The organism is Nonomuraea sp. NPDC004186 (assembly GCF_053603495.1).
In genome coordinates this window covers 1-26,169 of record NZ_JBSGFQ010000108.1, presented here as the reverse complement: position 1 = coordinate 26,169, position 26,169 = coordinate 1, and the positions used below count along the sequence as shown (strand labels likewise).

21 protein-coding genes are annotated in these 26,169 nt (G+C 70.0%); 8 read left to right on the top strand and 13 right to left on the bottom strand.

Annotated elements, in window-relative coordinates; translation table 11 throughout:
* Window positions 1–5: 5 nt before the first annotated feature.
* Both arc and ACWEPL_RS51540 read right to left on the bottom strand, forming a co-directional pair.
* On the bottom strand, window positions 6–1,778 hold the full coding sequence (gene arc / locus ACWEPL_RS51545; RefSeq protein ID WP_363969751.1) for a proteasome ATPase: 1,773 nt from the start codon (window positions 1,776–1,778) through the stop codon (window positions 6–8).
* Window positions 1,779–1,972: 194 nt separating this feature from the next.
* Entirely contained in the window at window positions 1,973–2,824 is an 852-nt protein-coding gene (locus tag ACWEPL_RS51540; RefSeq protein ID WP_350735376.1) for a tRNA (adenine-N1)-methyltransferase, read from the bottom strand.
* A gap of 55 nt (window positions 2,825–2,879) precedes the next feature.
* Here ACWEPL_RS51540 and ACWEPL_RS51535 point away from each other — a divergent pair, with 55 nt between their 5' ends.
* Entirely contained in the window at window positions 2,880–3,968 is a 1,089-nt protein-coding gene (locus tag ACWEPL_RS51535) for a GNAT family N-acetyltransferase (protein WP_452440735.1), read from the top strand.
* A gap of 147 nt (window positions 3,969–4,115) precedes the next feature.
* The gene (locus ACWEPL_RS51530; RefSeq protein ID WP_350735370.1) at window positions 4,116–4,655 is read left to right on the top strand and encodes a hypothetical protein; all 540 of its coding nucleotides are present in this window, start codon (window positions 4,116–4,118) and stop codon (window positions 4,653–4,655) included.
* Between the two features lie 331 nt (window positions 4,656–4,986).
* Here ACWEPL_RS51530 and ACWEPL_RS51525 read toward each other — a convergent pair whose 3' ends face one another.
* Together ACWEPL_RS51525 and ACWEPL_RS51520 are read right to left on the bottom strand one after the other, a co-directional pair.
* Complete coding sequence (locus tag ACWEPL_RS51525) at window positions 4,987–6,435, bottom strand: FHA domain-containing protein (protein ID WP_363969756.1); 1,449 nt, start codon at window positions 6,433–6,435, stop codon at window positions 4,987–4,989.
* 345 nt (window positions 6,436–6,780) lie between these two features.
* Window positions 6,781–7,917 (bottom strand): site-2 protease family protein, encoded by a 1,137-nt coding sequence (locus tag ACWEPL_RS51520; protein ID WP_363969758.1) that lies wholly within the window; start codon window positions 7,915–7,917, stop codon window positions 6,781–6,783.
* A 115-nt stretch (window positions 7,918–8,032) separates the two neighbouring features.
* On the opposite strand from ACWEPL_RS51520, the gene ACWEPL_RS51515 reads away from it, so the two are divergent.
* The 3 genes from ACWEPL_RS51515 to ACWEPL_RS51505 all read left to right on the top strand — a co-directional run bounded on the left by ACWEPL_RS51515 (window position 8,033) and on the right by ACWEPL_RS51505 (window position 10,859).
* On the top strand, window positions 8,033–8,893 hold the full coding sequence (locus tag ACWEPL_RS51515) for a RecB family exonuclease (RefSeq protein ID WP_357742721.1): 861 nt from the start codon (window positions 8,033–8,035) through the stop codon (window positions 8,891–8,893).
* Between the two features lie 110 nt (window positions 8,894–9,003).
* Window positions 9,004–10,179: a sensor histidine kinase gene (locus ACWEPL_RS51510; protein WP_452440734.1), complete on the top strand. Its 1,176-nt coding sequence runs from the start codon at window positions 9,004–9,006 to the stop codon at window positions 10,177–10,179.
* Window positions 10,176–10,859, top strand: coding sequence for a response regulator (locus ACWEPL_RS51505; protein WP_185076857.1), 684 nt, complete (start codon window positions 10,176–10,178; stop codon window positions 10,857–10,859). The genes ACWEPL_RS51510 and ACWEPL_RS51505 overlap by 4 nt, the downstream gene beginning before the upstream one ends.
* A 31-nt stretch (window positions 10,860–10,890) precedes the next feature.
* Here the strand turns inward: ACWEPL_RS51505 and ACWEPL_RS51500 are convergent, their stop codons facing one another.
* From ACWEPL_RS51500 to metH, 9 genes are all read right to left on the bottom strand, one after another.
* Window positions 10,891–11,919 carry an ABC transporter ATP-binding protein gene (locus tag ACWEPL_RS51500; RefSeq protein ID WP_363969763.1) on the bottom strand — a complete coding sequence of 343 codons (1,029 nt, stop codon included), beginning with the start codon at window positions 11,917–11,919 and terminating at the stop codon, window positions 10,891–10,893.
* Window positions 11,916–12,944: an ABC transporter ATP-binding protein gene (locus tag ACWEPL_RS51495; RefSeq protein WP_350735353.1), complete on the bottom strand. Its 1,029-nt coding sequence runs from the start codon at window positions 12,942–12,944 to the stop codon at window positions 11,916–11,918. The genes ACWEPL_RS51500 and ACWEPL_RS51495 overlap by 4 nt, the downstream gene beginning before the upstream one ends.
* Window positions 12,941–13,954 (bottom strand): ABC transporter permease, encoded by a 1,014-nt coding sequence (locus ACWEPL_RS51490; protein ID WP_357742707.1) that lies wholly within the window; start codon window positions 13,952–13,954, stop codon window positions 12,941–12,943. Before ACWEPL_RS51490 ends, ACWEPL_RS51495 begins: the two co-directional genes overlap by 4 nt.
* Window positions 13,955–14,047: 93 nt before the next feature.
* Entirely contained in the window at window positions 14,048–15,817 is a 1,770-nt protein-coding gene (locus ACWEPL_RS51485; protein WP_452440733.1) for an ABC transporter substrate-binding protein, read from the bottom strand.
* 57 nt (window positions 15,818–15,874) lie between these two features.
* On the bottom strand, window positions 15,875–16,873 hold the full coding sequence (locus ACWEPL_RS51480; protein WP_350735347.1) for an ABC transporter permease: 999 nt from the start codon (window positions 16,871–16,873) through the stop codon (window positions 15,875–15,877).
* A gap of 266 nt (window positions 16,874–17,139) precedes the next feature.
* The gene (locus ACWEPL_RS51475) at window positions 17,140–17,610 is read right to left on the bottom strand and encodes a cellulose synthase (RefSeq protein ID WP_350735346.1); all 471 of its coding nucleotides are present in this window, start codon (window positions 17,608–17,610) and stop codon (window positions 17,140–17,142) included.
* Window positions 17,611–17,802: 192 nt separating this feature from the next.
* On the bottom strand, window positions 17,803–18,177 hold the full coding sequence (locus ACWEPL_RS51470; protein WP_452440732.1) for a hypothetical protein: 375 nt from the start codon (window positions 18,175–18,177) through the stop codon (window positions 17,803–17,805).
* A gap of 171 nt (window positions 18,178–18,348) precedes the next feature.
* Window positions 18,349–18,993, bottom strand: coding sequence for an HAD family hydrolase (locus tag ACWEPL_RS51465; RefSeq protein ID WP_363969771.1), 645 nt, complete (start codon window positions 18,991–18,993; stop codon window positions 18,349–18,351).
* Between the two features lie 516 nt (window positions 18,994–19,509).
* Window positions 19,510–22,974, bottom strand: coding sequence for a methionine synthase (metH, locus tag ACWEPL_RS51460; RefSeq protein ID WP_452440731.1), 3,465 nt, complete (start codon window positions 22,972–22,974; stop codon window positions 19,510–19,512).
* 192 nt (window positions 22,975–23,166) lie between these two features.
* Here metH and ACWEPL_RS51455 point away from each other — a divergent pair, with 192 nt between their 5' ends.
* From ACWEPL_RS51455 to ACWEPL_RS51445, 3 genes are all read left to right on the top strand, one after another.
* Complete coding sequence (locus ACWEPL_RS51455; RefSeq protein ID WP_355200827.1) at window positions 23,167–23,622, top strand: universal stress protein; 456 nt, start codon at window positions 23,167–23,169, stop codon at window positions 23,620–23,622.
* Window positions 23,623–24,503: 881 nt separating this feature from the next.
* Window positions 24,504–25,358, top strand: coding sequence for a PAC2 family protein (locus tag ACWEPL_RS51450; protein WP_363969777.1), 855 nt, complete (start codon window positions 24,504–24,506; stop codon window positions 25,356–25,358).
* Window positions 25,359–25,810: 452 nt separating this feature from the next.
* Window positions 25,811–26,080, top strand: coding sequence for a hypothetical protein (locus ACWEPL_RS51445; RefSeq protein WP_363969779.1), 270 nt, complete (start codon window positions 25,811–25,813; stop codon window positions 26,078–26,080).
* Window positions 26,081–26,169 lie beyond the last annotated feature (89 nt).

The following is a 26,169-nucleotide window of genomic DNA, read 5'->3' as shown; positions in this document are numbered from 1 at the left end:
GGGTTCTACAGGTACTGGCCGGTGTTGGCGACGGTGTCGATGGACCGGCCGGCTTCGGTGCCCTGCTTGCCGGAGACGAGCGTGCGGATGTAGACGATCCGCTCACCCTTCTTGCCGGAGATGCGGGCCCAGTCGTCGGGGTTGGTGGTGTTGGGCAGGTCCTCGTTCTCGGAGAACTCGTCCACGCAGGCCGTGAGCAGGTGCTGCACCCGCAGGCCCTTCTGGCCGGTTTCGAGGAACTGCTTGATGGCCATCTTCTTGCCACGGTCGACGATGTTCTGGATCATCGCGCCGGAGTTGAAGTCCTTGAAGTAGAGGACTTCCTTGTCGCCGTTGGCGTAGGTCACCTCGAGGAAGCGGTTTTCCTCGCTCTCGGTGTACATGCGCTCGACGACGCTCTGGATCATGCCCTGGATGGTGCCCTCGCGGGACTCGGCGTGCTCCGTCAGGTCGTCCGGGTGCAGCGGCAGGTCGGCGATGAGGTACTTGGAGAAGATGTCCTTGGCCGCCTCGGCGTCCGGCCGCTCGATCTTGATCTTGACGTCCAGGCGGCCGGGCCGCAGGATCGCCGGGTCGATCATGTCCTCGCGGTTGGAGGCGCCGATGACGATGACGTTCTCCAGGCCCTCGACGCCGTCGATCTCCGACAGCAGCTGAGGGACGATGGTGTTCTCCACGTCGGAGGACACGCCGGAGCCTCGGGTGCGGAAGATCGAGTCCATCTCGTCGAAGAACACGATCACCGGGGTGCCCTCGGAGGCCTTCTCACGGGCCCGCTGGAAGACCAGGCGGATGTGCCGCTCGGTCTCGCCGACGTACTTGTTGAGCAGCTCGGGGCCCTTGATGTTGAGGAAGAAGCTCTTGCCGGACTGGCCGGTCTTCTCCGCGACCTGCTTGGCCAGGGAGTTGGCGACAGCCTTGGCGATGAGCGTCTTGCCACATCCGGGCGGCCCGTACAGCAGCACGCCCTTGGGGGGCCGGAGCTTGTGCTCGCGGAACAGGTCGGCGTGCAGGTAGGGCAGCTCGATGGCGTCCCTGATCTGCTCGATCTGCCTGCCGAGGCCGCCGATCTCCTCGTAGGAGATGTCGGGGACCTCCTCGAGGACGAGCTCTTCGACTTCGGACTTGGGAATGCGCTCGTAGACGTAGCCGGAGCGCGGCTCGAGCAGGAGCGAGTCGCCGGCCCTGATGGGCTGGCCGACCAGCGACTCGGCCAGTCGCACGACGCGCTCTTCGTCGGCGTGCGAGATGACCAGGGCCCGCTTGCCCTCGTCGAGCAGCTCTTTCAGCATGACGATCTCGCCGACCTCTTCGTAGCCGAGAGCTTCGACCACGTTGAGCGCTTCGTTGAGCATGACCTCCTGGCCACGCCGCAGCGAGTCGATGTCGACGGCAGGGCTGACGTTCACCCGGAGCTTGCGGCCGCCGGTGAACACCTCGATGGTGCCGTCTTCTCTGGCCTCGAGGAAGGTGCCGAAACCGGATGGCGGCTGCGCCAGCCGGTCGACCTCCTCCTTGAGGGCGACGATTTGGTCCCGGGCCTCCTTCAGTGTGGCGACCAGGCGTTCGTTCTGGCCGGTCACGGCCGCGAGATTCGCCTGCGCCTCATGAAGACGCTCTTCGAGGACCCTGGCCTGACGGGGTGACTCGGCCAGCTTCCGCCTCAGCGCGGTGATCTCCTCCTGGAGGAAGGAGACCTGTGTTGAAAGATCAGCGACCTCCCGTTCGCGCTGCGCGGCTCGAGCCTCAGCATCATCGCGAGCTGCCACGCCCGTCACCTCCTTCCCAGTCGAGGGCGACTACTTAGGACCTTACCTATCTCGGGCCCCTCCGTAACCTGGCCGGGCAGTGTTCGTAGAGTGACATTCAGTATTCGGTGAATAATCCTCAATAGTGCGTTTAATACTCCCAGCACCTGCACACGGGAATCTGTTCCCGTGTCACGCACCAACGCACCCTCGTGGCCAAATTGTCATAGTTCCTCGGTGGTCCCCTTCGGTCGACGGCGTCTCGGCGGGGGCGTCACTCCGTCCGCCATGCGGCGGGCGGTGACCAGGAATCCCGTGTGACCGATCATCCGATGATCCGGTCTCACCGCGAGCCCTTCGACGTGCCAGTCGCGAACCAGGGTCTCCCACGCATGCGGCTCCGTGAAACACCCGTGATCGCGAATCATCTCGACCGTCTTGGACAACTGCGTGGTCGTGGCGACATAACAGCAGATCACGCCACCCGGGGTGAGCGCCTTGGCGGCGGCGTCGACGCACTCCCACGGGGCGAGCATGTCGAGGATCACCCGGTCGACGTCGCTCTCGTCGATGGAGGCGACCAGGTCGCCGACGACCAGGCGCCAGTTGTCGTCCATGGGGCCGCCGAAGAACTTCTCCACGTTCTTGCTCGCCACGTCGGCGAACTCCTGGCGCCGCTCGTACGAGGTGACGTGCCCGTCGGGGCCGACGGCCCGCAGCAGGAAGCACGTCAGCGCGCCGGAGCCGACGCCGGCCTCGATCACCCGCGCGCCCGGGAAGATGTCGGCCATGCCGACGATCATCGAGGCGTCCTTGGGGTAGATGACGGCCGCGCCGCGCGGCATGGCCAGCGTGTAGTCCTGCAGCAGGTGGCGGAAGGCGAGGTACTGGGTGCCCCCCGAGGAGCGCACGACGGAGCCTTCAGGCTGCCCGATCAGGTCGCTGTGCGGGATGGCGCCCTTGTGGGTGTGGAAGACGCCGTCCTCCTTGAGCGTGATCGTGTGGCGTTTGTTCTTGGGGTCGGTGAGCTGCACCTGATCCCCCGCCTGGAAAGGCCCATGCCTGCGGAAACCCATGGCCGCAAGGTTATAGGGCTTTCGAGTGCGTCCGGACGCACGGTATCTATGGGGGATGCTTCCGCGCGACGTGATCTCCACCGGTCCCCTGATTCTCCGGCCTCCCGCGGAGGAGGACGTCGAGGCGATCGTGAAAGTGTGCAACGACCCGGTGACCGCCCGGTTCCTGCCGGCGTTGCCGTCGCCGTACCGGATGGAGGACGCGCACGGCTTCCTGGAGAAGGCGGCGGCGAAGTGGGCGGACGGCGGCGCGGAGTTCGTGATCACGCAGGACGGCGGCTACGTGGGCGCCATCGGGATCGTGCGGCCCGATCAGTGGGGCGTGGCCTCGATCGGCTACATGGTGGCGCCGTGGGCCCGGGGCAGGAGCGTCGCAGCGACGGCGGCCAGGGCGGTCACCGACTGGCTGTTCGACCACGGGGTGCGCAGGGTCGAGCTGCAGGCCGCGGTGGAGAACGTGGCGAGCCTGCGGGTGGCCGTCAAGGCGGGCTTCCTCGAGGAGGGGCGCCGGCGGGACGCCAAGCGGCTGCGCGACGGCCGCTACGTCGACATGGTCACCTTCGCCCGGCTGGCCGAGGACGTGGTGACGGCGGAGCCGTACCTGCCGTTCTTCGCGGACGGGGAGCTGTGCGACGGCGTGGTGCGGCTGGTGCCGCTGGCCGTGGAGGACGCCGGCGACTTCCACCGGATGCTGGCCGACCCGACCGTGGCGGCCTATCACTTCGGGCCGATGGGCACGCTGGAGGAGCACGAGCGGCGCTGCCGCTACACCGGCTACTGGTGGGTGTCGGGGCAGCGGATCGAGCTGGCCGTCAGGGACGCGGCGTCGGGGGCGTTCGCCGGACATATCCAGCTGGCACACGTCGTCCCTTCGCTGGGGCAGGCCATGGTGGGCTACTCGCTGGTGCCCGGGTTCCGGGGCAAGGGGTTCATGACGCGGGCGGTCAGGCTGCTGGTGGACTGGGCGTTCGCGAACACGGCGCTGCACCGGATCGTGGCCGGCACCGACCCGGGCAACACGGCCTCGCACGCGGTGCTGGAGCGGGCCGGGTTCAGCCGGGAGGGCGTGCACCGGGGGCTGTTCGTCAAGGCGGACGGGACGCGGGCGGACGACCTGGCGTGGTCGGTGCTGCGTCCCACGTGACGCGTGCGGACCGGGAGGGGGCAGAAATCCCGATTTCCTGTTGAGGGCTAGTCATGAGCCGCGTCGGGGGTGATAGTCAGGGCACCCGCACTTCAGTTTCGCGCGATCGGGCCGCGCGATCTCTCCTCCCCCCGAGGGACCACCGCGATGTCATACAACCATGCCGATGCCGCCATGCGTGAACTCATCGCCTCGTTCTCCTGCCTGGAGGCCGTCGACCTGCTCGATCGGCTGGCGCGTACCGCCGCCGCCGTCACGGGCACGGCCTACGCGGGATTCGTGCGCGTGGACGCCCTGCGGCTGGAGGCCGACGCGATCCACACGCACGCCCCTCCCGGCGATCCCCAGCGCGTGCGCCGGTGGCTGGCCGAGTCGGGGGTGCTGAAGGAGCTGGCGACCGTGCCGGCGACGGTCCGGCTGGCGCGCGACGCGGCGGTGGGCGAGCCGGGCTTCCTGGCCACTCCCCTGCCGTTGGCGACGCGGGACCACACGTTCGTGTGGGTCGCCGGGCGGGGGTTCGGCGACGGGGACGAGCACCTGCTGAGCCGCTTCTCGACCGCCGCAGGGCGGGCGCTGGAGGCGGCGAGCGGGCTGGAGGCCGCGGTACGGCTGTTGCGCGGGGTACGGGCGTTCTGCCCGGCCCAGCCGCCGAACCTCCCCGTTGGAGGCGACCGGATCCCGGGGTAAGGGACGACCGGTTGCCTGCCCGGATCGGCCGGAGAATGGCCGCTTCCCGCCCACCCCATTTGTCCGAAGATTTTGCGGATATTTGACCATTTATCAATAAATCATGGGCCTTTGGCTCTCCGTGAGAATGCTCGCGGACCGCGTCCAGGGCGGGCGGCGCCGTAGCCCTCGCCCGTCTCAGGCGACGCCGCGCTCTCCCGGGGCGGCCGTATGTCGCGGTGCACCGGTACGAGCCGGGGCAGCTCACCGCCCCCGAGCTCCTGGCGTCCCGAGCGGCGTACGAGAACGCCCGCGGCCCCGGAACGGGGACGCGGGCGTTCCGGCGGCCGGGTTATCCCCGGTGCGCCTCGAAGCGGAGCGTGCGGGAGACGCCGACGCGGACCGTCGTCCCGGGGGCGATGGTGACCGGCTCGTTCGGCGGGATGTCGTAGAAGTTGGGGTCACCGGGCGGCTGGATCTGGGTGCCGTTGACCGAGCCCAGGTCGACCAGGTTGACGTCCCACCCGTCGAGCGCCACCCGCAGGTGGCGGCGCGACACCGAGCCGTCCGGGCTGGTCACCTTGGCGGGCCTGGCGGTGCCGCCGGCCACCTCGGGCGCCCGCTCGGGGTCGCGGCCCAGCAGGTAGTCGCTCTCCAGCGGCAGCGCGGTGCCGTCGTCGAGGATGAGCACCCCGAGCGACGGGCGCGGCCCCTTGTAGGGGACGAGCGTGCGCTGCACCAGCGCGATGCCGCAGACCGCGCAGTAGGGCGAGCGCGGGTCGTTGAAGTGGTCGTTCTTGCAGTCGACGCCGTAGACCAGGGGGCGGTCGCCGTGGTCCTGCTGCTGCTGATCCTGCGGCGGCTGGCCCGGATGGTCGAAGTGGTCGGGCGGGCCGAGCAGGGGCGGCGCGGGCTGGTCGAAGTGGTCGGACGGGCCCAGGTGCTGCGGCATGGGCTGGTCGGCCACGCCGTTGCCGGGGGGCGGCTCGTCGTAGGAGGGGAACTGCTGCGGCTCCGGCAGGGGCGGCGGCTGATCCTGCGGCGGCGCGAAGAAGGGGGCCGGCTGCTCCTGCGGCGTGTGGTAGGGCGGCGGGTCCTGGGGCGGGACGTACGGGGGCTGGTCCTGGGGCGAGAGGTACGACGGCTGCTCCACCGGCGCGGGCTGCGGGCCCGACGGCGGCCCCGGCACGACCGGCGGCTGGTCGGCCAGCGGGTACGGTGGCCGCTCCACCGGCGCGGGAGGCTGCTGGACCAGGTCGGCCTCGAGATGGAAGGCCGTGGCGGGCATCTCGCTGGTGAGCGGCCTGGACGGGGCGGGCGCCGAGGACCGCTCGGTGAGGTCGCCCACGAGGCCGCCGCCGTGCACCACGCCGCCGTCGAAGCGGACCGCGGGGTGCGGGGTGCCGGCGCCGGGCAGGCTCAGCTCGACCCGCTCGACGGGCCCGGTGACGAGCCGGTCGGCCCACGTCAGCGAGTCGCTGCCGGCCAGCCGCGTCTCACCGCCCGGGGTGCCGATGACGGCCGCGGCCGAGCCGCTGACCAGGACGGCCACGCCTTCTCCGACCCGGCCCGCGACGGCGCAGGTGGCCGGGTCGCCGGCCATGTTGGCCGCGAGCACCTGAGCGGCGCGGCGGGCCAGCGCCCTGCCATCGCCACCGGACGCGGCCGTCTCGCGCAGCGCGTCGAGCAGGTCGTCGGCCGCGGCCTCGCCGGCGTCGCACACCAGCAGCAGCCCGCCCGCGTAGGCGACAAGCCCGTTACCGGGAAGCGGACGCACCACTCCGAAGCCTTGGTCGGTCATGCGTCCTCCCTCATGACGACGGCGCTGCGCTGCTCATCGGTGCCCTCGCTGCGCTCGGTCACTCGTGTCTCCTCCCCGGAAGCCGGCGAAATTACGGCACCCGCACTGCCGTGCTGGCCACCAGCCATACGCATACCCAGACGAAGGGGCCGTGCCGCGGCCACGTCGTCTCGATTCGGTGAACCGATGGACTGCGGCAAACCCCTCAACTGTGCAAGTCTGGCCAAACAGAACACTATCGGCCAGTCGTCACATCGCAGTAACCGGCCGGAGTCGGCTCCGGACCGCCCGAAACTGCTGGACACGACCCTATCCATGGCCCGCCGCTTAAACGAGTGGGACAAATCAGACGCCCGTGAAAACCCGGTTCACGTCGGCCGTGGCGAGCACCCCGTAGATCTCGCCGCCCCGTTCCACCAGGAGGTACTCGCTGCCCGGGGCCTCGCGCATGGCGTCGATGAGCGGCTCCCCGGTCAGGTCGGCCGCGAGCACCATGGTGGGCTCCAGGGACTTGGCGACCGAGCCGACGCTCACCCAGGGGCGGCGGTGTTCGGGGGTGGCCTGGACGGCGGCCTCGTTCACGATGGCCAGGGGCTCGCCGTCGTGGCCGATCACGACGAGGGCGCCCGCGTTGCGCTCGGCGGCCTGCCGCAGCGCCTCCGACAGCGGCGTCTCGGCGGTCACCGGGATCGCCCTGCGCGCCAGCGCGCGGGCGTTGACCTGCGGGATCCTGGCGCGGATCTTGGCCACGCGCAGCGACTGGCTCGCGCCGAGCCAGATGAACGACGCCAGCACGAACGGCCACAGCAGGTCCAGCGGGTCGGTCACCTGGCCGCTCTGCAGGGCCGTGGCGATCGAGAACACGACGAGCAGCACGGCCAGCACGCGGCCGCCCCAGGCGGCGACGATGGTGCCGGAGCTGGGGTTCTTGGTCAGCTTCCAGACTCCGGCGCGCAGCATCCGGCCGCCGTCCAGGGGCAGGCCGGGCAGCAGGTTGAACACGCCGACGATGAGGTTGGCGACCCACAGCCACCAGACGAGCACCTCGACGATGCCGCCGCCGTTGATCACGTAGACGTCGGCGGCCAGGCCGAGCCCGGCCAGGCCCAGCGACAGCGCCGGCCCCGCCGCGGCGACCAGGAACTCCTTGGCCGGCGTGGGCGGCTCCTTCTCGATCTCCGACACGCCGCCAAGCAGGTAGAGGGTGATCCTGCGCACCGGCAGGCCGTAGAACTTGGCCAGCACGCTGTGGGCCAGCTCGTGCAGCAGCACCGACACGTACAGCAGCACCGCGAACACGAACGCGACCGCGTAGGCGGCCGCGCTGTCGAGCTCGGGCAGCATGTTGGTCACCCGGCGCCCGAACACCCAGGTGATGACCGCCGCCACGATGAACCATGTCCATGAGACATACACCGGAATGCCGAACGGCTTCCCCATCCGAAGGCCGGAGAACTCCTGCCGCGGGCTCTGCTCGCTCACCGCACTCCTTGAACGTCCATTACGTGCTGTTGCTGCCTTGATGCTACGCGCCGGATCGGGTGATCATCGTGGCGCGAGGGCTATTCTGTCGGGGTCTTGACCTAGAGTGCGGTGCATGACGTTGACCGAACCGGAGATCATCGGAGCTCTCTCCCCGTCCCGGGCGGGCGATTTCATGACCTGTCCGCTGCTCTACCGCTTCCGGGTGATCGACCAGCTCCCCGAGAAGCCTTCGCAGGCGGCGGTGCGCGGCACGGTGGTGCACGCGGTCCTGGAGCGCCTCTACGACCTCCCGGCGCCGCGGCGCTCGGTCCAGGCGGCGCTGGAGCTCCTGGAGCCGCAGTGGCAGCGGCTGCTGGACGAGGACGCGCAGTACGCGCAGATGTTCGCCGACGAGGCCGAGCAGGCCGAGTGGCTGGTCCAGGCGCGCGGCATGCTGGAGCGCTACTTCACGCTGGAGGACCCGACGCGGCTGGAGCCCGCCGAGCGCGAGCTCTACGTGGAGGCGGTCCTCGACGGGGGGCTCATGCTGCGCGGCTACGTCGACCGGCTCGACGTGGCGCCGACCGGCGAGGTCCGGGTGGTCGACTACAAGACGGGCAGCGCGCCGGGCCCCGACTTCGAGGCCAAGGCCCTGTTCCAGATGAAGTTCTACGCCCTGGTGCTGTGGCGGCTGCGCGGCCAGGTGCCTCGGCTGCTGCAGCTGGTCTATCTGGGCGGGCAGGGCGAGGTGCTGCGCTACGCCCCGGACGAGGCCGACCTGCTGGCCACCGAGCGCAAGGTGATGGCGCTGTGGACGGCGATCGAGCGGTCGCTGGAGTCCGGCGAGTGGCGGGCCCGCCGCAGCCGCCTGTGCGACTGGTGCGACCACCAGGCCCTGTGCCCGGAGTTCGGCGGCACACCCCCACCGATCCCGGCCCGCCAACCGGGCGACACCACCCGCAGCCACCGCCGCGCCGCCACCGACGAACTCTGACCCACCCCGCGCACCCGCCGCGCCGGGGCGGCGCGGGTTCGGGGGCGTGTGGGTGGTAATCCTCCCGAGGGAGGAGGTTACGGGTTTTCACCTGGGCCTACAGTGAAGCGGTGCGCATAGACCGGACCACGTTCCACGACTCCGTGCTCGCCGGAGTGGTGGCCGCGGCGTCGGTGGCGATGTTCGTGCTCTACGGTCCCGACCGCCTGGAGGCGCAGGGCCTGGCGGTCGACGGCATGCGCGCCCCCGACCCGCTGGGCGGGGCCCTGGTGGTGCTGGCGTGCGTGCCCGTGGCGGCGCGCAGGCGGTGGCCGCTGGCGGCGATGTGCGCCGAGCTGGTGCCCGAGACGCTGCTGACCGTGCTCGGCTACGGGACCGGGATCTCGGGGCTGGCCGGGCTGGTGCTGCTGTACTCGGTGGCCTCCTACCGCGGGCTGGCGATGGCGCTGGCGGGGCTGCTGATCTCGCTGGTGACGTACGTGCTGGGCGCCCTGGCGGGCCCGGTCAGGGCGACGAGCTGGAGCGAGCACGTCGTGGTGGCCGTGGTGCTGGTGGCGGTGTGGGGCGCGGGGCGGAGCCTGCGGCTGCGCCGGGCGTACCTGGACGAGCTCAAGGACCGGGCGGAGCGGCTGGAGCGGGCGCGCGCGGCCGACACGAGGGCGGCCCGCGCCGAGGAGCGCTCGCGGATCGCCCGCGAGCTGCACGACGTGGTGGCCCACCACGTCAGCGTGATGACCGTGCAGGCGGCCGCGGCGCGCAGGGTGCTGGCCTCCGATCCCGACCTGGCGCGCGAGGCGCTGTCGGCGATCGAGCACACGGGCCGGATGGCGATGACGGAGATGCGCAGCATCGTCGGCGTCCTGCGTACCGACGCGCGCGCCGAGCTGGGCCCGCAGCCCGGCGTGCACGATCTGCCCGCGCTGGTGGAGCAGATGCGCGAGGCGGGGCTGGCGACCCGGCTGATCGTGGAGGGGGAGCCGCGGCCGCTGCCCGCCGGGGTCGACCTGGCCGCCTACCGGCTGGCCCAGGAGGGGCTGACGAACAGCCTGCGGCACGCCGGGGCGGGCGCGAAGGCCGTGGTGACCGTCCGCCACGACCCCCGTGAGCTGGACGTACGGGTGGAGGACGACGGGCTGGGCGCGGCCGGGGTGTCCGCGCCGCCAGGGCACGGTTTGGTGGGCATTCGCGAACGGGTCGCACTCTATGGTGGAATCCTCAACATCGGTCCGCTACCGGGGGGCGGTTTCGAAGTGCGGGCGAGGTTCCCGTTGAAGGACGGCCAATGACGATCAGAGTGCTGCTGGTGGACGACCAGCCGCTGCTGCGTACGGGATTCCGCCTGATTCTGGAGGCCGAGTCCGACATCACGGTGGTGGGGCAGGCGGGCGACGGCAAGGACGCCATGGAGCAGACGCGGGCTCTGCTGCCCGACGTGGTGCTGATGGACATCCGCATGCCGGGCGTCGACGGCATCGAGGCGACCCGCAGGATCGTGCGGGAGGCGGCGCCGACGGCGCACGTGCCGAAGGTGCTGGTGCTGACGACGTTCGACCTGGACGAGTACATCGTGGAGGCGCTGCGCTCGGGCGCGTCCGGGTTCCTGCTGAAGGACGTGCCGCCCGACGAGCTGGTGCAGGCGATCCGGGTGGTGGCGGCGGGCGACGCGATCGTGGCGCCGAGCGTGACGCGGCGGCTGCTGGACAGGTTCGCCAAGCGGCTGCCGTCGGCGTACGAGCAGCCCGCTCCGGCGCGGCTGGACCGGCTGACGGAGCGGGAGCTGGAGGTGCTGCGGCTGATCGCCAAGGGCATGTCCAACGCGGAGATCGCGGCCAAGCTCGTGGTGAGCGAGACGACGGTCAAGACCCACGTCGGCAACGTGCTGACTAAGCTGGGGCTGCGCGACCGCGTGCAGGCCGTGGTGCTGGCCTACGAGACCGGGTTGATCACGCCGGGCACGTACTCCTGAGACCGGGGGCGCACCCCCGGTCAGGACACCGTCAGGACGCGGTGGCGGGGGCTGCCTCGGCGGAGGCGGGGGCGTTCTCCGGGAAGTGGCAGGCGACGCGGTGGCCGCTGGCCAGCTCCTCCAGGGGCGGCTCGACCGTCTTGCAGATCTCCTGCGCCTTCCAGCAGCGGGTGTGGAAGCGGCAGGCGGGCGGCGGGTTGAGCGGGCTGGGCACGTCGCCGGCCAGCCGGATGCGCTCGCGCTCCTTGCGCGCCTTGGGGTCGGGCACGGGCACGGCCGACATCAGGGCGTTGGTGTACGGGTGCATCGGCGCGCTGTAGAGCTGCTTGCGGTCGCCGATCTCCACGATCTTGCCCAGGTACATGACGGCCACCCGGTCGCTGATGTGCCGCACCACCGACAGGTCGTGGGCGATCACGACGTAGGTGAGGTCCAGCTCGTTCTGCAGGTCTTCGAGCAGGTTGACGACCTGGGCCTGGATGGAGACGTCGAGCGCGGAGACCGGCTCGTCGGCGATGATCAGCTTGGGCTTGAGCGCGAGGGTGCGGGCGATGCCGATGCGCTGCCGCTGGCCGCCGGAGAACTCGTGCGGGTAGCGGTTGTAGTGCTCGGGGTTGAGCCCGACCAGGGCGAGGATGTCCTGGACGGCCCGCTTGACGCCGTGCTCGGTCTTGACGCCCTGGATGCGGAACGGCGCGCCGACGATGGTGCCGACCGTGTGGCGGGGGTTGAGCGACGAGTACGGGTCCTGGAAGATCATCTGCATGTCGCGGCGGAGCGGCCTCAGCTTGCCCTGCCCCATGTGCGTGATGTCCTCGCCCTCGAAGATCACCTTGCCGGCGGTGGGTTCGAGGAGCCGGGTGACCAGCCGGCCGGTGGTGGACTTGCCGCAGCCGGACTCCCCCACCAGGCCGAGCGTCTCGCCCTTGAACACGTCGAAGCTGATCCCGTCGACCGCCTTGACGGCGCCGACCTGCCGCTTGAGCAGGCCCTTCGTCACGGGGAAGTGCTTCTCCAGGCCCTGTACGGAAAGGAGCGGCTCGTTCTTGGGCTCGGTCACTGGGTCTCCAGCAGTGGCTTGATCTCGTTCTCCCACAGCTCCCGCCGCTCCGTCCGGTCCATGTGGCAGCGCACCAGGTGGCCGCCCTGGGTCTGGAGCAGCTCCGGGACCTCGGACTTGGCCTTGTCCCCGGTCCGCTCGACGTACGGGCAGCGGGGGTTGAAGGCGCAGCCCGGCGGCACGTTGATCAGCGACGGCGGGGAGCCCTTGATCGGCAGCAGCCGTTCGGTGGGCTCCCGGTCGAGCCGGGGCATCGATCCCAGTAGACCCCATGTGTAGGGGTGCTCGGGACGGTAGAAGATGTCGTCGGCGCTGCCGTACTCGATGCACTTGCCCGCGTACATGACCAGGATGTCGTCGGACAGCTCGGCCACCACGCCCAGGTCGTGGGTGATGATGATCAGCGCGGAGTTGAACTCGCGCTGCAGGTCGACCATGAGGTCGAGGATCTGGGCCTGCACGGTCACGTCGAGCGCGGTGGTGGGCTCGTCGGCGATGAGCAGCTCGGGGTCGCACGACAGCGCCATGGCGATCATGGCGCGCTGGCGCATGCCGCCGGAGAACTCGTGCGGGTAGGAGTCGACACGGCGCTGCGGCTCGGGGATGCCGACCCGGCCGAGCATGTCGATGGCGTGCTTCTTCGCCACGGCCTTGGTGACCTTGTGGTGGATGCGGTACGCCTCGATGATCTGGTCGCCGACCGTGTAGAAGGGGTGCATCGACGACAGCGGATCCTGGAAGATCATCGCCATCTTCTTGCCGCGCAGCCCGCGCACGTGCTCCTGGGAGGCGCCGACGAGCTCCTCGCCGTCGAGCCAGATCTCCCCGGAGACGTTGGCGCCCTTGCCCTTGTGCAGTCCGAGGATGCCGAGGCTGGTGACCGACTTGCCGGAGCCGGACTCGCCGACGATGCCGAGCGTCTTGCCGCGTTCGAGGTCGAACGTCAGCCCGTCGACGGACCTGACCAGGCCGTCGTCGGTCGGGAAGTGGATCTTGAGGTCCTTGACCTGGAGGAACGCACTCATGCCAGCCTCACCCTCGGGTCCACGACCGCGTAGAGCAGGTCGACGATCAGGTTGGCGACGATGATGAAGGCCGCCGCCACCAGGGTGACGCCCATCACCTGGGGCAGGTCGTTGCGTTCGATGGCGTCCCTGGCGTACTTGCCGATGCCGGGCAGCGAGAACGTGCTCTCGGTCAGCACCGCGCCGCCGAGCAGCAGGCCCAGGTCCAGGCCGAACATGGTCAGCACCGGGGTGAGCGTGGCTCTCAGCCCGTGTTTGAGCACCACGGCCCGCTCGGGCAGGCCCTTGGCTCTGGCCGTGCGTATGTAGTCCTCGGACATGGTCTCCAGCATGCCCGCCCTGGTGAGCCGGGCATAACCGGCGGCGTACAGGAAGGCGAGCGTGATCCAGGGCAGCATCAGGTTGTTGGCCCAGGTGAGCGGGTCCTCGCTGAACGGCACCCAGTCGGCGACGTCGCCGACGAGGCCGAGCTGGTCGCGGAAGATGGCCAGCGACACGATGCCGGTGAAGAAGATCGGCAGCGACACGCCGGCCAGGGCGACGCCCATGGAGATGCGGTCGAAGAAGCTGCCGCGCCGCAGCGCGGACACCACGCCGGTGGCCACGCCGAAGAACACCCACACCAGGGCCGCGCCGAGCGCCAGCGACAGCGTGATCGGTATGCGGTCGAGCAGGTCGGGCAGGACCGGGTTCTGCGTGACGTACGAGTAGCCGAGGCAGGGCGCCGGGCACAGCTCGACGCCGGGGCCGTAGTTGCGCTCCACGCCGACGAAGATGCCCTTCACGAACCGCCCGTACTGGACCAGGAGCGGATCGTAGAACCCCAGCCGGATCGCCGTATCGTGGATGACCTGCTCGTTGGCGGCCTTGCCGACATAACGAGAGGCGAGGTCGTCAGCGGACATCCCAGCGAGCCGAGGCACGAGGAAGAAGATGGCGAACGTCGTGATGCTCACCACGAAGAGCAGCATGACGGCCGCTATCAACCGTCTGAGAATGTATGTGAACACTGATCTCGGCCATGGCGGCCGGGCCTCGTGAGCCCGGCCGCCGGAGCCTTCACCTGCTTTCGACGGACGTGTCCGGCGGGGTCGCCTGACCGGTTACTGGGTGCCCAGCGTGAGGTACTCGTACATGCCCCAGTTCTGGCTGACGAAGACGTTCTTCAGCGTCGGCGGCCGGTAGAACAGGCCGTGCGCCCAGACGTAGGGCAGGATGAACGCCGAGTCCATGACCTGCTTGTCGACCTGCGCCCAGATGGCGTTGCGCTTGGCGGCGTCGGTCTCCCCGGCGGCCTGGTCGATGAGCTCGTCGATCTTCGGGTCCTTGACGCCGAGGTTGGTGTTACCGGCGTCGCGGATCACGCGGCTGTCGACGATCTGCTGGAAGAAGCCGAAGCCCTCGGGGTAGTCGGCGCCCCAGCCGTAGACCATGAGGCCGAGGTTGTTCTTCTTGGCGAAGTCGGGCTTGCCGGCGTACAGCTTGAAGTAGTCGCCCTGCGGGTAGCCCTTGATCTCCAGCTTGATGCCGACGCGGCCGAGCGACTGCTGCAGCGACTCGGCGGTCAGCTTCTCGGCGGCGCGCTCGTTGCGGTAGGAGATGGTGGTGCTGAAGCCGTTGGGCTGGCCGCAGGCCGTCAGCTCCTCCTTCGCCTTGGTGAGGTCGCCGGTCGGGTTGGCCTCGACGCCGTACGGGTCGATCTTCTGGTAGCCGGTCATCTTCGACGGCATGAGGCTGAGCGCGACGTCGCCGCCGGCGTCGGGGCCGCCGTAGGCGCCCTGGATCGCGGAGCGGTCGGCCGCATACATCACGGCCTTGCGGCAGTGGATGTTGTCGAACGGCTTGACGTCACCGTTGATGTTGGTGAACCAGGTCCGGTCGATCGCGGCCGAGTCGGCGTACTGCTTGACCTTCGGGTCGGTCAGGACCGTCTTGCGGGCGTTGGCCGCCACGCCGGTGCTGTTGATCTTGACGTCGATCTTGCCGGACAGCAGGCGCTGGTCGAGGTCGTCCTCGTTCTGGCCGAGCAGCACCTCGACGGAGTCGTTGAGCTGCTTGCGGTTGGGGTCGGTGGCCGGGTCCCAGTTGGGGTTCTTCACGAGCTCGATGCGCTTGGTGAGCTCGTGCGACTTGAACATGTAGGGGCCGGTCGAGACCGGGTGCTCCTTGTACTTCGAGCCGGTGTCCTTGGCCGCGGGCACCGGGGCCGTCTGCGGGAGCATGGCGAAGTAGTCGAAGCCGCCGTAGGCCTTCTTCAGGTGGAAGACGACGGTGTAGTCATCAGGCGTCTCGACGGCCTTGAAGTCGTCGAGCTTGTCCTTCATCTTGTACGGGCCGGTGTAGCCCTGCAGGTCGAGCCAGTCGTTGAAGTAGGTCGGGCCGCTGGGCAGGATGTCCTTGTCCAGGGAGCGGGCCACGGCGTACTTGACGTCCTTGGCGGTGACGGGGCTGCCGTCCTCGAACTTGATGCCCTTGCGCAGCTTGTACGTCCACGTCTTGCCGCCGTCGCTGGGCTTGCCCAGGTCCTCGGCCAGGTCGCCGACGAGCTGCAGGCCGTCCTCGCCCGGCACCGGCTTGAACATGGTCAGCGCGCGCGTGTAGAAGCGGGAGAAGTTCCACGCGTAGCCGTAGTACTGGTCGCCGGGGTCGACGGAGTCGAAGTCGCCCGGCATGCCCATGTGCAGGGTGCCGCCGGTCTTCTCCGACGGGTTGACGACCTGCGTGACACCCGCGTTGTACTGGCTCGCGGGCTTCTCGTCACTGCCGGTGCCGCTGGTGCTCTTGGCACCGCCACCGCCACCGCCACACGCCGAGACGACCACGGCGAGAGCGGCGGTCATCGCCACTGCCGACGCCTTTGATCTTGTCTTCATCGACCTGACACACCCCTTGTATCTAGGAGTTGAGAACTTGCTGAAAACTCACGAGGGCTATCGGGCCTTGGGGTCGAAGGCGTCCCTGAGGCCGTCACCGAGCAGGTTGAACGCCAGCACGGTGATGAAGATCGCGAGACCGGGGAAGATCATGAAGTTGGGCGCCACCTGGTAGTTGTGGACGGCGTCCGACAGCATGCCTCCCCACGTGGGAGTCGGCGGCCGCACACCCACGCCGAGGAACGACAGCGCGGCCTCGAACAGGATGTTCGAGGGGATCAGCAGCGTCGAGTAGACGAGGATCGGCGCCAGGAGGTTGGGCAGGATCTCCTTGAACAGGATGGTGTGGTTGCGCGCGCCCAGGCTCCTGGAGGCGTCGACGAACTCCCGTTCGCGGAGGGACAGCGTCTGACCTCGGATGATGCGTCCGATATAGGGCCAGTTGAAGAACCCGATGATGAACACCAGCAGGCTGATCCGCAGCGTGTCACCCGACAGGCCGAACGCCTTGTCGGGGATGACGCCGGCCAGCGCCAGCGCGAACACCAGCAGCGGGAAGGCCAGGAAGATGTCCATGAGGCGGCTGATGACGGTGTCGACCCAGCCGCCGAAGAAGCCGGCGATCATCCCGAGGACGGTGCCGAGCACCACGCACAGCAGGGTCGCGAAGAACGCGATCAGCAGCGAGATGCGGGCCCCGTACAGGACGCGGCTGAACAGGTCGCGGCCCGAGTCGGGCTCCACGCCGAACAGGAAGTCGCTGCTGATGCCGCCGAAGGCGCCCAGCGGCGCGCCGATGGAGGGGTCGAGCTTCTCCCGGTGCCACTCACCCGGCGGGTGCCCGAACCACGACACCAGCAGCGGGGCGAAGACGGCGACCAGGATGAGCAGCAGGATGACGATGCCACCGGTCATCGCGATGCGGTCGCGCTTGAGGCGCATCCACGCGATCTGCCCCAGGGAACGTCCCCTGATGACCGAGGTCTCCGCTCCCTCAAGAACGGTCTCCGGCCCTGCTTCGATGGCCGATTCCGGAACATCGAGCGGTGCGGTCATGCCAGTAGCCCCCTGGATTCCAGACGACATCGTCCGTGTCGGCGCGGTCCCGGTCAGGGTAGTGCGCCCATGCGAGCGAGGTCCGCCGTGTCGCGGCCCCAGGAGGCAGAATCTATGGCCTGAGCTGGTGTGACTAGTCCCTCTGAGCTCTATGTGGCTCAACTGTGATTGACCAGAAACTCATTCGTATCGATCTTGAGGAGAATGTCTACGAGCCGTCCCGGTTACGTCTCGGAACTGTGACACAGCCGATTTCGTCCTTGTATTCAGCTGATGCCACGCTTTTTGAGCAGCGCCTCGATATCGGAGAAGTCGTCCTCTGCCTTGGCAGTTTGCTTGGGAGCGACGGCGGGCTGCTGAGGTTTGGGCACGGTTTTGTTCGCTGAGGGCTTAACCTCGGGGGCCTCTCCGGGGGTCTTCTTCCTGAAGCTCGCCAGTTTCCGGCCGCGCATGACGCCGGACGCGACGAACAGCACCGCCGACAGCCCCGCGACGGCGACGCCCGCCCACACCAAGGGGTTGAACACCAGCTGCGTCACGAAACCCACGACGGTGGCGCCGATGGTCCACAACGCCTGCAGCGCGCCCGTCAGATAGGCCGCCACCGGCAGCAGCGCCCACGCCGCCATCCGCATGCCCGAGGCCGCCCCCCTGCGTCTGAAGGCCAGGAAGCTGAACACCAGGCCCACCGCGCTCAGTCCGGCGCACAGCGGCAGCCAGGCGATCGAATTGAACATCACGCCGCCCCTCATATCGACTACGTCTCCATCCTGGCACGCGAAACGCCACCCGCCGCTCCTCCGCAAGAACCACTTGCCCCCTAGGGGTCCGGCTCCCCATCCCTGGGCGCGGCGGTCGCGCTCGTGTCGGCGGGCGGGTGGCGGGGGCCGCGGCCGGCGACGTGCCGGCTGGACGGCCAGCCCGATCGATCAGGCAGCGGCGCCGCTCGTGTGGGCCGCCGCGGCGTCGAAGGCACGGACGGCAGCGAGCGTGGCGCAGGTGCGCGGCGAGCCTGGCGTGGCAAGCGTGGCACCGGTGCGCGGCGTGGCACCGGTGCGCGGCGTGGCGCGGGTGCGCGGGCGCGGCAACAGCACGTCGCCCAGCGGCGTCGACCGTACGGGAGCGGCGCGGTGCACGAGTTCGCCCCGCCCCACGCGTTCCAGCGAGGCGAGCGAATGCGACACCGACGACTCGCTCATGCCGAGCACGGCGGCCACCGCCCCGAGTCCATGGGCAGTCAGCGCCCCGCCCCGGACGGCGGCACCATCGGCGAGGACGTCCAGCACGGTGCCGAGTAGGGGCACAGGGCGAACCAGCGGAGCCACCCAGCAAGCACGCGTGGAAGGGGTTACGCAGCCAGCATGCGGCCGACGCAGGGAGGCGGGGACGCAGGGAGGCGGGGATGGATGGGGTGGCAGGTGGGTGGCAGGGATGGATGGGGTGGCAGGGACGGATGTGGTGGGGACGGATGGGGGTCAGGTCGGGATGAGGGCGCGGAGGTCGGCGACGGTGACCTGCTCCAGGGACGGCACCACCAGCCGGCCGGGGGCGGGGTCGATGGCCAGCAGGCTCGGGACGGCCACCACCGCGCAGCCCGCCGCCGTCGCGGCCGCCACGCCGTTGGGAGAGTCCTCCAGCACCACGCACCGCACCGGCTCCACCCCGAGCAGCCGCGCAGCCGTCAGGTACGGCTCAGGGTCAGGTTTGGTACGCGTGACGTCGTCCGCCGTGACCACGACGTCGAACCGGTCGCGCCCCACGCTCTTGAGGACCGCCTCAGCGATCTCCTTCAGCGACGAGGTGACCAGCCCCACGGGCACCCCCTCGTCCCGCAGCGCCATCAGCAGTTCCAAGGCGCCCGGCATGACGTGCACGCCCGCCGTCAGCCGCCGCACCATCCCGCCGGTCATCCACTCCCGCACCATCTCGGCGGGCACGTCGGCCCCCGAGACGGCCAGCATGTAGTCGACCGTTCGCTCCATGGATCCGCCCACCAGGTGAACCTGGTGCTCCGGCGTCCACCGAGCGCCGAGCCTGGCCATCACGTCGGTCTCGATCTCCAGCCAGACCCGCTCGCTGTCGACGAGCAGCCCGTCCATGTCGAAGAAGACCGCTTCCATGCATGCCCCCGATCGGTAGTGTTTTGCCCGCTATTGTCCCTGCCCCGCCCGACGCGCGGAGAGGCCGCCCCCGTCACCGCCCCCCGTCACCGCCCCCGTCACCGGCACCCGTCACCGGCACCAGCACCAGTGACTCGTGGGGCACTGCCGTCTGGGGAGCGGGCGCCGGTCATCCGTCCGCAGGGTGAACGGCGTACCGACGCGATGTCGAGTGCCCCCTCCCCGCCACCAATGAGCGCCGGTGGAGTGCCGGAGCGGGAAGCCCCCCGTCCGGCGACCTGTGAGCGGCCGTCCGCCCGAGCTGGGAAGCCGCCCCCACCCGCCGACCAGTGAGCGATCGTCCTCCCCCGGGCCGGGGAGGCCCGCCATCCGCCCGCCGCCCGGTGGAGGACCGAACGCCCGGTGAAGGACCGAACGGCCGACCAAGGACCGGCCAGCCGGCCAAGGACCGAACAGGCGGCGAAGGACCGGACGGCCGGTGAAGGACGGGGTGGGCGGTGAAGGGCCGGGTGGGGGTCAGACGTTGAAGTATTTGGCCTCGGGGTGGTGGGCGACCAGGGCCGAGGTGGCCTGCTCCGGGTGGAGCTGGAACTCCTCCGACAGCGACACCCCGATGCGCTCGGGGTCGAGCAGCTCGAACAGCTGCTTCTGGTCCTCCAGGTTGGGGCAGGCCGGGTAGCCGAAGGAGTAGCGGCAACCCTGGATGTTGACCTTGAGCATGTCGTCGAGGGACTCCTCGCCGCCGATCGACCACTCCGAGCGCACCCTGGCGTGCCAGTATTCGGCCAGCGCCTCGGTGAGCTGCACCGACAGGCCGTGGAGCTCGAGGTAGTCGCGGTAGGCGTCCTTGGCGAACAGCTCGGCCGTGGCCTCGGCGATCTTGGCGCCCATGGTGGCGACCTGGAAGCCGACCACGTCGACCTCGCCGGAGTCCTTGGCGCGGAAGAAGTCGGACAGGCACAGGTGGCGGTCGCGGCGCTGGCGCGGGAACGTGAAGCGGGTGCGCTCCTTGCCGTCGTCGTCGAGGATGATCAGCGAGTCGCCGTCGGAGACGCACGGGAAGTGGCCATAGACGACGGCCGCCTCCAGCAGCCCCTCGGTCTGGATGCGGTCGAGCCACATGCGCAGCCGCGGCCGCCCCTCGAGCTCGACCAGCTCGTCGTAGTCGGGCCCCGAGCCGCCCCTGGTGGGCTTGAGCCCCCACTGGCCGAGGAACAGGGCGCGCTCGTCGAGGAAGGCGGCGTACTCGGTCAGGGAGATGCCCTTGACCACGCGGTCGCCGTAGAAGGGGACCGCGGGGACGGGGTTGTCGGCGGCCACGTCGGAGCGGGCGGGCAACTCCTCGACGGGCGTGCGCTGCAGCACCGCGCCGGTCTTGACGCGCCGCTCGCGCAGCGGCGGCAGCGTCGCGCCCGCGACGCCGCGCTTGACGGCCATGAACGAGTCCATCAGCCGCAGCCCCTCGAACGCGTCGCGCGCGTAGCGCACCTCGCCCTCGAACAGCTCGGCCAGGTCCTGCTCGACGTAGGCGCGGGTCAGGGCGGCGCCGCCGAGCAGGACGGGGTATCTCTCGGACAAGCCCCTGGAGTTCATCTCCTCCAGGTTTTCCTTCATGATGACCGTCGACTTCACCAGCAACCCCGACATGCCGATGACGTCGGCCTTCTGCTCGTCGGCGGCCTCGAGGATGGCCGAGACCGGCTGCTTGATGCCGAGGTTGACGACCTGGTAGCCGTTGTTGGACAGGATGATGTCGACGAGGTTCTTGCCGATGTCGTGCACGTCGCCCTTGACGGTGGCCAGCACGATGCGGCCCTTCGACTCGCCCTCGAGCCGGTCCATGTGGGGCTCGAGGTAGGCGACGGCGGCCTTCATGACCTCGGCCGACTGCAGCACGAACGGCAGCTGCATCTGCCCGGAGCCGAACAGCTCGCCCACCGTCTTCATGCCGTCGAGCAGCACGTCGTTGATGATCTCGAGGGCGGGCCGCTGCTCCAGCGCGGTGTCGAGGTCGGTCTCCAGGCCCTTGCGCTCGCCGTCGATGATGCGCCGCTTGAGCCGCTCCCACAGCGGCAGCGCGGCCAGCTCCTCGGCCTTGCCGGCGCGCAGGGCGGCCGCGTCGACGCCCTCGAACAGCTCCATGAACCGCTGCAGCGGGTCGTAGCCCTCGCGGCGGCGGTCGTAGACCATGTCGAGCGCGACCTGGCGCTGCTCGTCGGGGATGCGGGCCATCGGCAGGATCTTGGAGGCGTGCACGATGGCGGAGTCGAGCCCGGCGTTGACGCACTCGTTGAGGAACACCGAGTTGAGCACCATGCGGGCGGCCGGGTTGAGGCCGAAGCTGATGTTGGACAGGCCCAGCGTGGTCTGCACGCCCGGGTAGCGGCGCTTGAGCTCGCGGATGGCCTCGATGGTCTCCAGGCCGTCGCGCCTGGTCTCCTCCTGGCCGGTGGCGATGGGGAAGGTCAGGCAGTCGACGATGATGTCCTCGACCCGCATGCCCCAGTTGGTGGTCAGGTCCTCGACGAGGCGGCTGGCCACGCGGACCTTCCAGTCGGCGGTGCGGGCCTGGCCCTCCTCGTCGATGGTGAGCGCGACGACGGCCGAGCCGTGCTCGCGTACGAGGCGCATGATCTTCTGGAAGCGGGAGTCGGGGCCGTCGCCGTCCTCGTAGTTGACGGAGTTGACCGCGGCGCGCCCGCCGAGCATCTCGAGACCGGCCTGCAGCACCGCGGGCTCGGTCGAGTCGAGCATGATCGGCAGCGTGGACGCGGTGGCGAACCGGAACGCCAGCTCCTTCATGTCGGCCACGCCGTCGCGGCCGACGTAGTCGACGCACAGGTCGAGCATGTGGGCGCCGTCGCGGGCCTGGTCGCGGGCCGTCTCGACGCAGTCGTCCCAGGCGCCCGCCAGCATGGCCTCGCGGAAGGCCTTGGAGCCGTTGGTGTTGCAGCGCTCGCCGATGGCCAGGTAGGAGGTGTCCTGGCGGAACGGGACCGTCTGGTAGAGCGAGGACGCGCCCGGCTCGGGGTGCGGCCGGCGCGGCGCGACCTGCTTGCCGCGGACGCGCTCGACGACCTGGCGCAGGTGCTCGGGCGTGGTGCCGCAGCAGCCGCCGACCAGCGACAGGCCGTAGTCGCGGGTGAAGGTGCCGTGCGCGTCGGCCAGCTCCTGCGCGCTCAGCGGGTAGTACGCGCCGTCGGCCGTCAGCACCGGCAGGCCGGCGTTGGGCATGCAGGAGAGCTTGAGCCGCGAGTGGCGGGCGAGGTAGCGCAGGTGCTCGCTCATCTCGGCGGGGCCGGTCGCGCAGTTGAGGCCCACGACGTCGACGCCGAGCGGCTCGATCGCGGTCAGCGCGGCGCCGATCTCGGAGCCGAGCAGCATCGCGCCGTTGGTCTCGATGGTGACCTGGGCGATGATCGGGATGTCGCGGCCGGAGTCTTCGACGGCCCGCTTGGCGCCGATGACGGCGGCCTTGACCTGGAGCAGGTCCTGGCAGGTCTCGATGATCAGCGCGTCGGCGCCGCCCGCGATCAGGCCCGCGGCGTTGTCGCGGTAGGCGTCGCGCAGGTAGGCGTACGGCAGGTGGCCGAGGGTCGGGAGCTTGGTGCCGGGGCCCATGGAGCCGAGCACGAAGCGCGGCTGGTCGGGCGTGGACCAGTGGTCGGCGGCCTCGCGGGCGATCCTGGCCCCCGCCTCGGAGTATTCGAAGACGCGGTCGGAGATGTCGTATTCGCCGAGGGCGGCGAGGTTGGCGCCGAAGGTGTTGGTCTCGACGCAGTCGACGCCGACGGCGAAGTAGGCGTCGTGGACGCCGCGCACGATGTCGGGCCTGGTGACGTTGAGCACCTCGTTGCAGCCCTCGTGACCGTGGAAGTCGTCGAGCGTCGGGTCCTGGGCCTGGAGCATCGTGCCCATCGCCCCGTCGGCCACGATGACGCGCTGGGACAACACTTCTCGGAAGGACGGGGAGATGCTCATGGGGTAGAGCTTATCGGGTGCGCCTGGAGCCCTACTCGCAAGCGGCCCGTACGCCTGTTCGCTTTGGGCGCGAAATCGGGGCCTCCAGGGGCGTGAGCGTTCGGGTCCGGGGGACCCGGGCGGCCCTGGGATGGGTGCCGGGCGCTATCGTACCGACTGTCAATTGAACGCCGCGTCCAATTGGGGGTCTCCGTGACCTACCGCACCGTACTCGTCGGCACCGACGGCTCGGCCTCCTCCTTCCGCGCCGTCTCCGCGGCGGGGTCCCTGGCCGCGGCGACCGGCGCCACCCTGGTCCTGGCCTGCGCGTACCTGCCGATGCGGGAGAGCGAGCGCGCCGCGGCCGCCGACCGGCTGGGCGACCTCGCGTACAAGGTGGGCGGCTCCACCCCGGCCGACGACGCCCTGCGGGCGGCGCGCGGGCACGCCGTGGCGGCCGGCGCCTCCGACGTGGTCCTGGCCGCCGAGCAGGGGGACGCCGTGGACGTGCTCGTCTCGCTGGCCGCCCGGCACCGCGCCGACCTGCTGGTTGTGGGTAATCGCGGGCTCAACAGCCTGGCGGGGCGGCTGCTCGGCTCCGTGCCGTCCGCGGTCTCCCACCGCGCCGCCTGCGACGTCCTGATCGTCCGCACGACCGACGGCCGCTGATCCTTCGCCGCTTGTCTTACGCGCACGCGCGCGCGAGGGGCCGGCGGGTGTCCCCTGGCCTGGGACGCGGGTGGCGTAGGTCGCGGGGAGATCACGTATACACCGCAGCGGGTAGATACGTGGCCACAGGGGGCATATCAGGCGCATAGAACGGCACATTGCACACAAGGCACACCAGCCGCAGGGGACGCAAACCCCGCAGCGGACGCGTCCGGCGCAGCGCCTGCACAGGGCGCAGGAGGCACGGGTGTGCGGGAGGCGGGCGGTGCTGGGGCGCAGGAGGCGAAGGGCGGCGACGCAGGGGACGTGGGCCCGCGAGGCGTGGCGGCGTGGAAGCCAGGAGGGTAGCGGGTGATGGAGAAGCGCCGGAGCGCGAGAGGCGGTCGAGTGCGGGAGCGCCGGAGAGGCGCGGCGGCGTGAGCGGGTGCGGCTGCCGGAGAAGGGCAGGAGTGCGAGTGGTCGGGGCGGGTGCAGGAGTGCAGGAGAGGCGTCGCGGCGGTGCGAGTGGTCGGGGCGGGTGTGGTCGGGGCGGGTGTGGTCGGGGCGGGTGTGGGCGTGCGGAAGAGGGTGTGGATGGAGCGGTGGGAGGGGTGGGGAGCGGGAGAGCGAGTGGGTGCAGGAGGGCTGGAGGGGTTGCGGGCGGTGGAGGCGGGATAAGGGTGCAGGAGGTACGGGTGACGCGGGGCGGCGTAGGGGTTTCGGACGGGTCCAGTGGCGGGCTGGGATGGGTGGTGGGGAGGCGCGGTGAGGTGTTCGCCTGAGGGGACGGCGATGGCGCGTTCGCACGTGAGACGCGGGTTGCGCATTCGCGGGGAGATCGGTGACGCCGAGTACTCCCGACCGCATAGGCTTAGCGAGACGATGGAGAGAGGAGGCGACACGTGATAGAGCTCGAAAGGCTCCCCGAGCTCGTAGACCCGGTGCTCATTGCCGCGTTCGAGGGGTGGAACGACGCGGGCGAGGCCTCCAGCGGTGTGATCGCCCATCTCGAGTCCGCCTGGAAGGCCGAGCCGCTGATCGCGCTCGACCCGGACGACTACTACGACTTCCAGGTCACCCGGCCCGTCGTGGAGATGGGCGAGGGGCTGACGCGTTCGATCGTGTGGCCGACGACGCGCCTGCTGCGCGCCCGCCCGCCGGGTCTGGAGCGCGACGTCGTGCTGCTGCGCGGCATCGAGCCCAACATGCGCTGGCGCTCGTTCTGCGCCGACATCATCGAGATCTGCCGCGAGCTGGGCATCGAGCTGGCCGTCATGCTGGGCGCGCTGCTCAACGACTCGCCGCACACCCGGCCCGTGCCCATTCTCGGCGGCGCGACGGACGAGGCGCTGGCCCGTTCGACGAACCTGGAGCTGAGCCGCTACGAAGGCCCGACCGGCATCGTCGGGGTGCTGCAGCACGCGTTCGGCGAGGCGGGGCTGGACGCCATCTCGCTGTGGGCGTCGGTGCCGCACTACGTGGCCCAGCCGCCCAACCCGAAGGCGACGCTCGCGCTGCTGCGCCGCTTGGAGGACGTGCTGGAGATCCCCATGCCCCTGGGCGACCTCGACGAGGAGGCCCGCGCGTGGGAGCGCGGCGTCGACGAGCTGGCCTCGCAGGACACCGAGGTGGCCGAGTACGTCAAGGAGCTGGAGGAGCGCAAGGACGCCGCCGAGTTGCCCGAGGCCAGCGGCGACGCGATCGCGGCGGAGTTCGAGCGTTACCTGCGCCGCCGCGACCGGGACACTGACAGCTAACCCTCAGGGATAAAAACCGCGAAATTTTCGGGATTTCGGGTAATAATCGGGGCCGTACAAGATTGCACCAAGTTGCGGCTCCAGACACAAAGCTCGATAAATCCAGAAAACACCCTCGGCTTCGCGCCGTGATGCCTACTCAACTGACCGCGCACGTTAGGCACGCCATGGCGACTTCCCATGTTGACCCGCACCAAAGAAGTCAGGACACCAGGCGCCGCATCCTCGAGATGGCCGTCTCCCTCCGGGAGGACCGCTCCGGGGGCTCCGTGGACCACTTCCTCGCGCTGTTGCAGGACCGCCTTCCGCTCTGGCTGAGCATTCTTCACAATCTCTCCTATCGCATCGGAAAAGGGTGCGTAGCGGACAACCTTCTCCCCATTGCCCGAGCGGGCATTAATTACTACATCGACGTACAAAGTGCGGCACTTCCCGCTTTCACCTCGCCGAACGTGACGGTCCGCTTCCGCGAGGCCGTCCGCGACACGGGGCTGGGGCCGCGCACCGAGGTCGCGCCGCTGGCCGCGTACCTGGCGGCCGAGCAGGACCTCGGCCGGATAGGGCCGGAGGTGGACCCGGAGGCCAGCGCGCGACTGCTGATCGCGGGCTGCTTCCACCGGGCCTACCTCGAGATGTTCGTCGGCGCCGACGCCGGCCCGACGCTGGAGGCCAGCGCTCGCGAGATCGTCCGCGAGCTGCGCCTCGATCCCGTCCCCGCCTGACGGCGGCAACACCCCGGCCCCGCCCGCGGCGCCCCCGCGGGCGGGGGCGGGGGGGGCGCGGGCCGCCATAACCCCCCGCCACCCGAGGC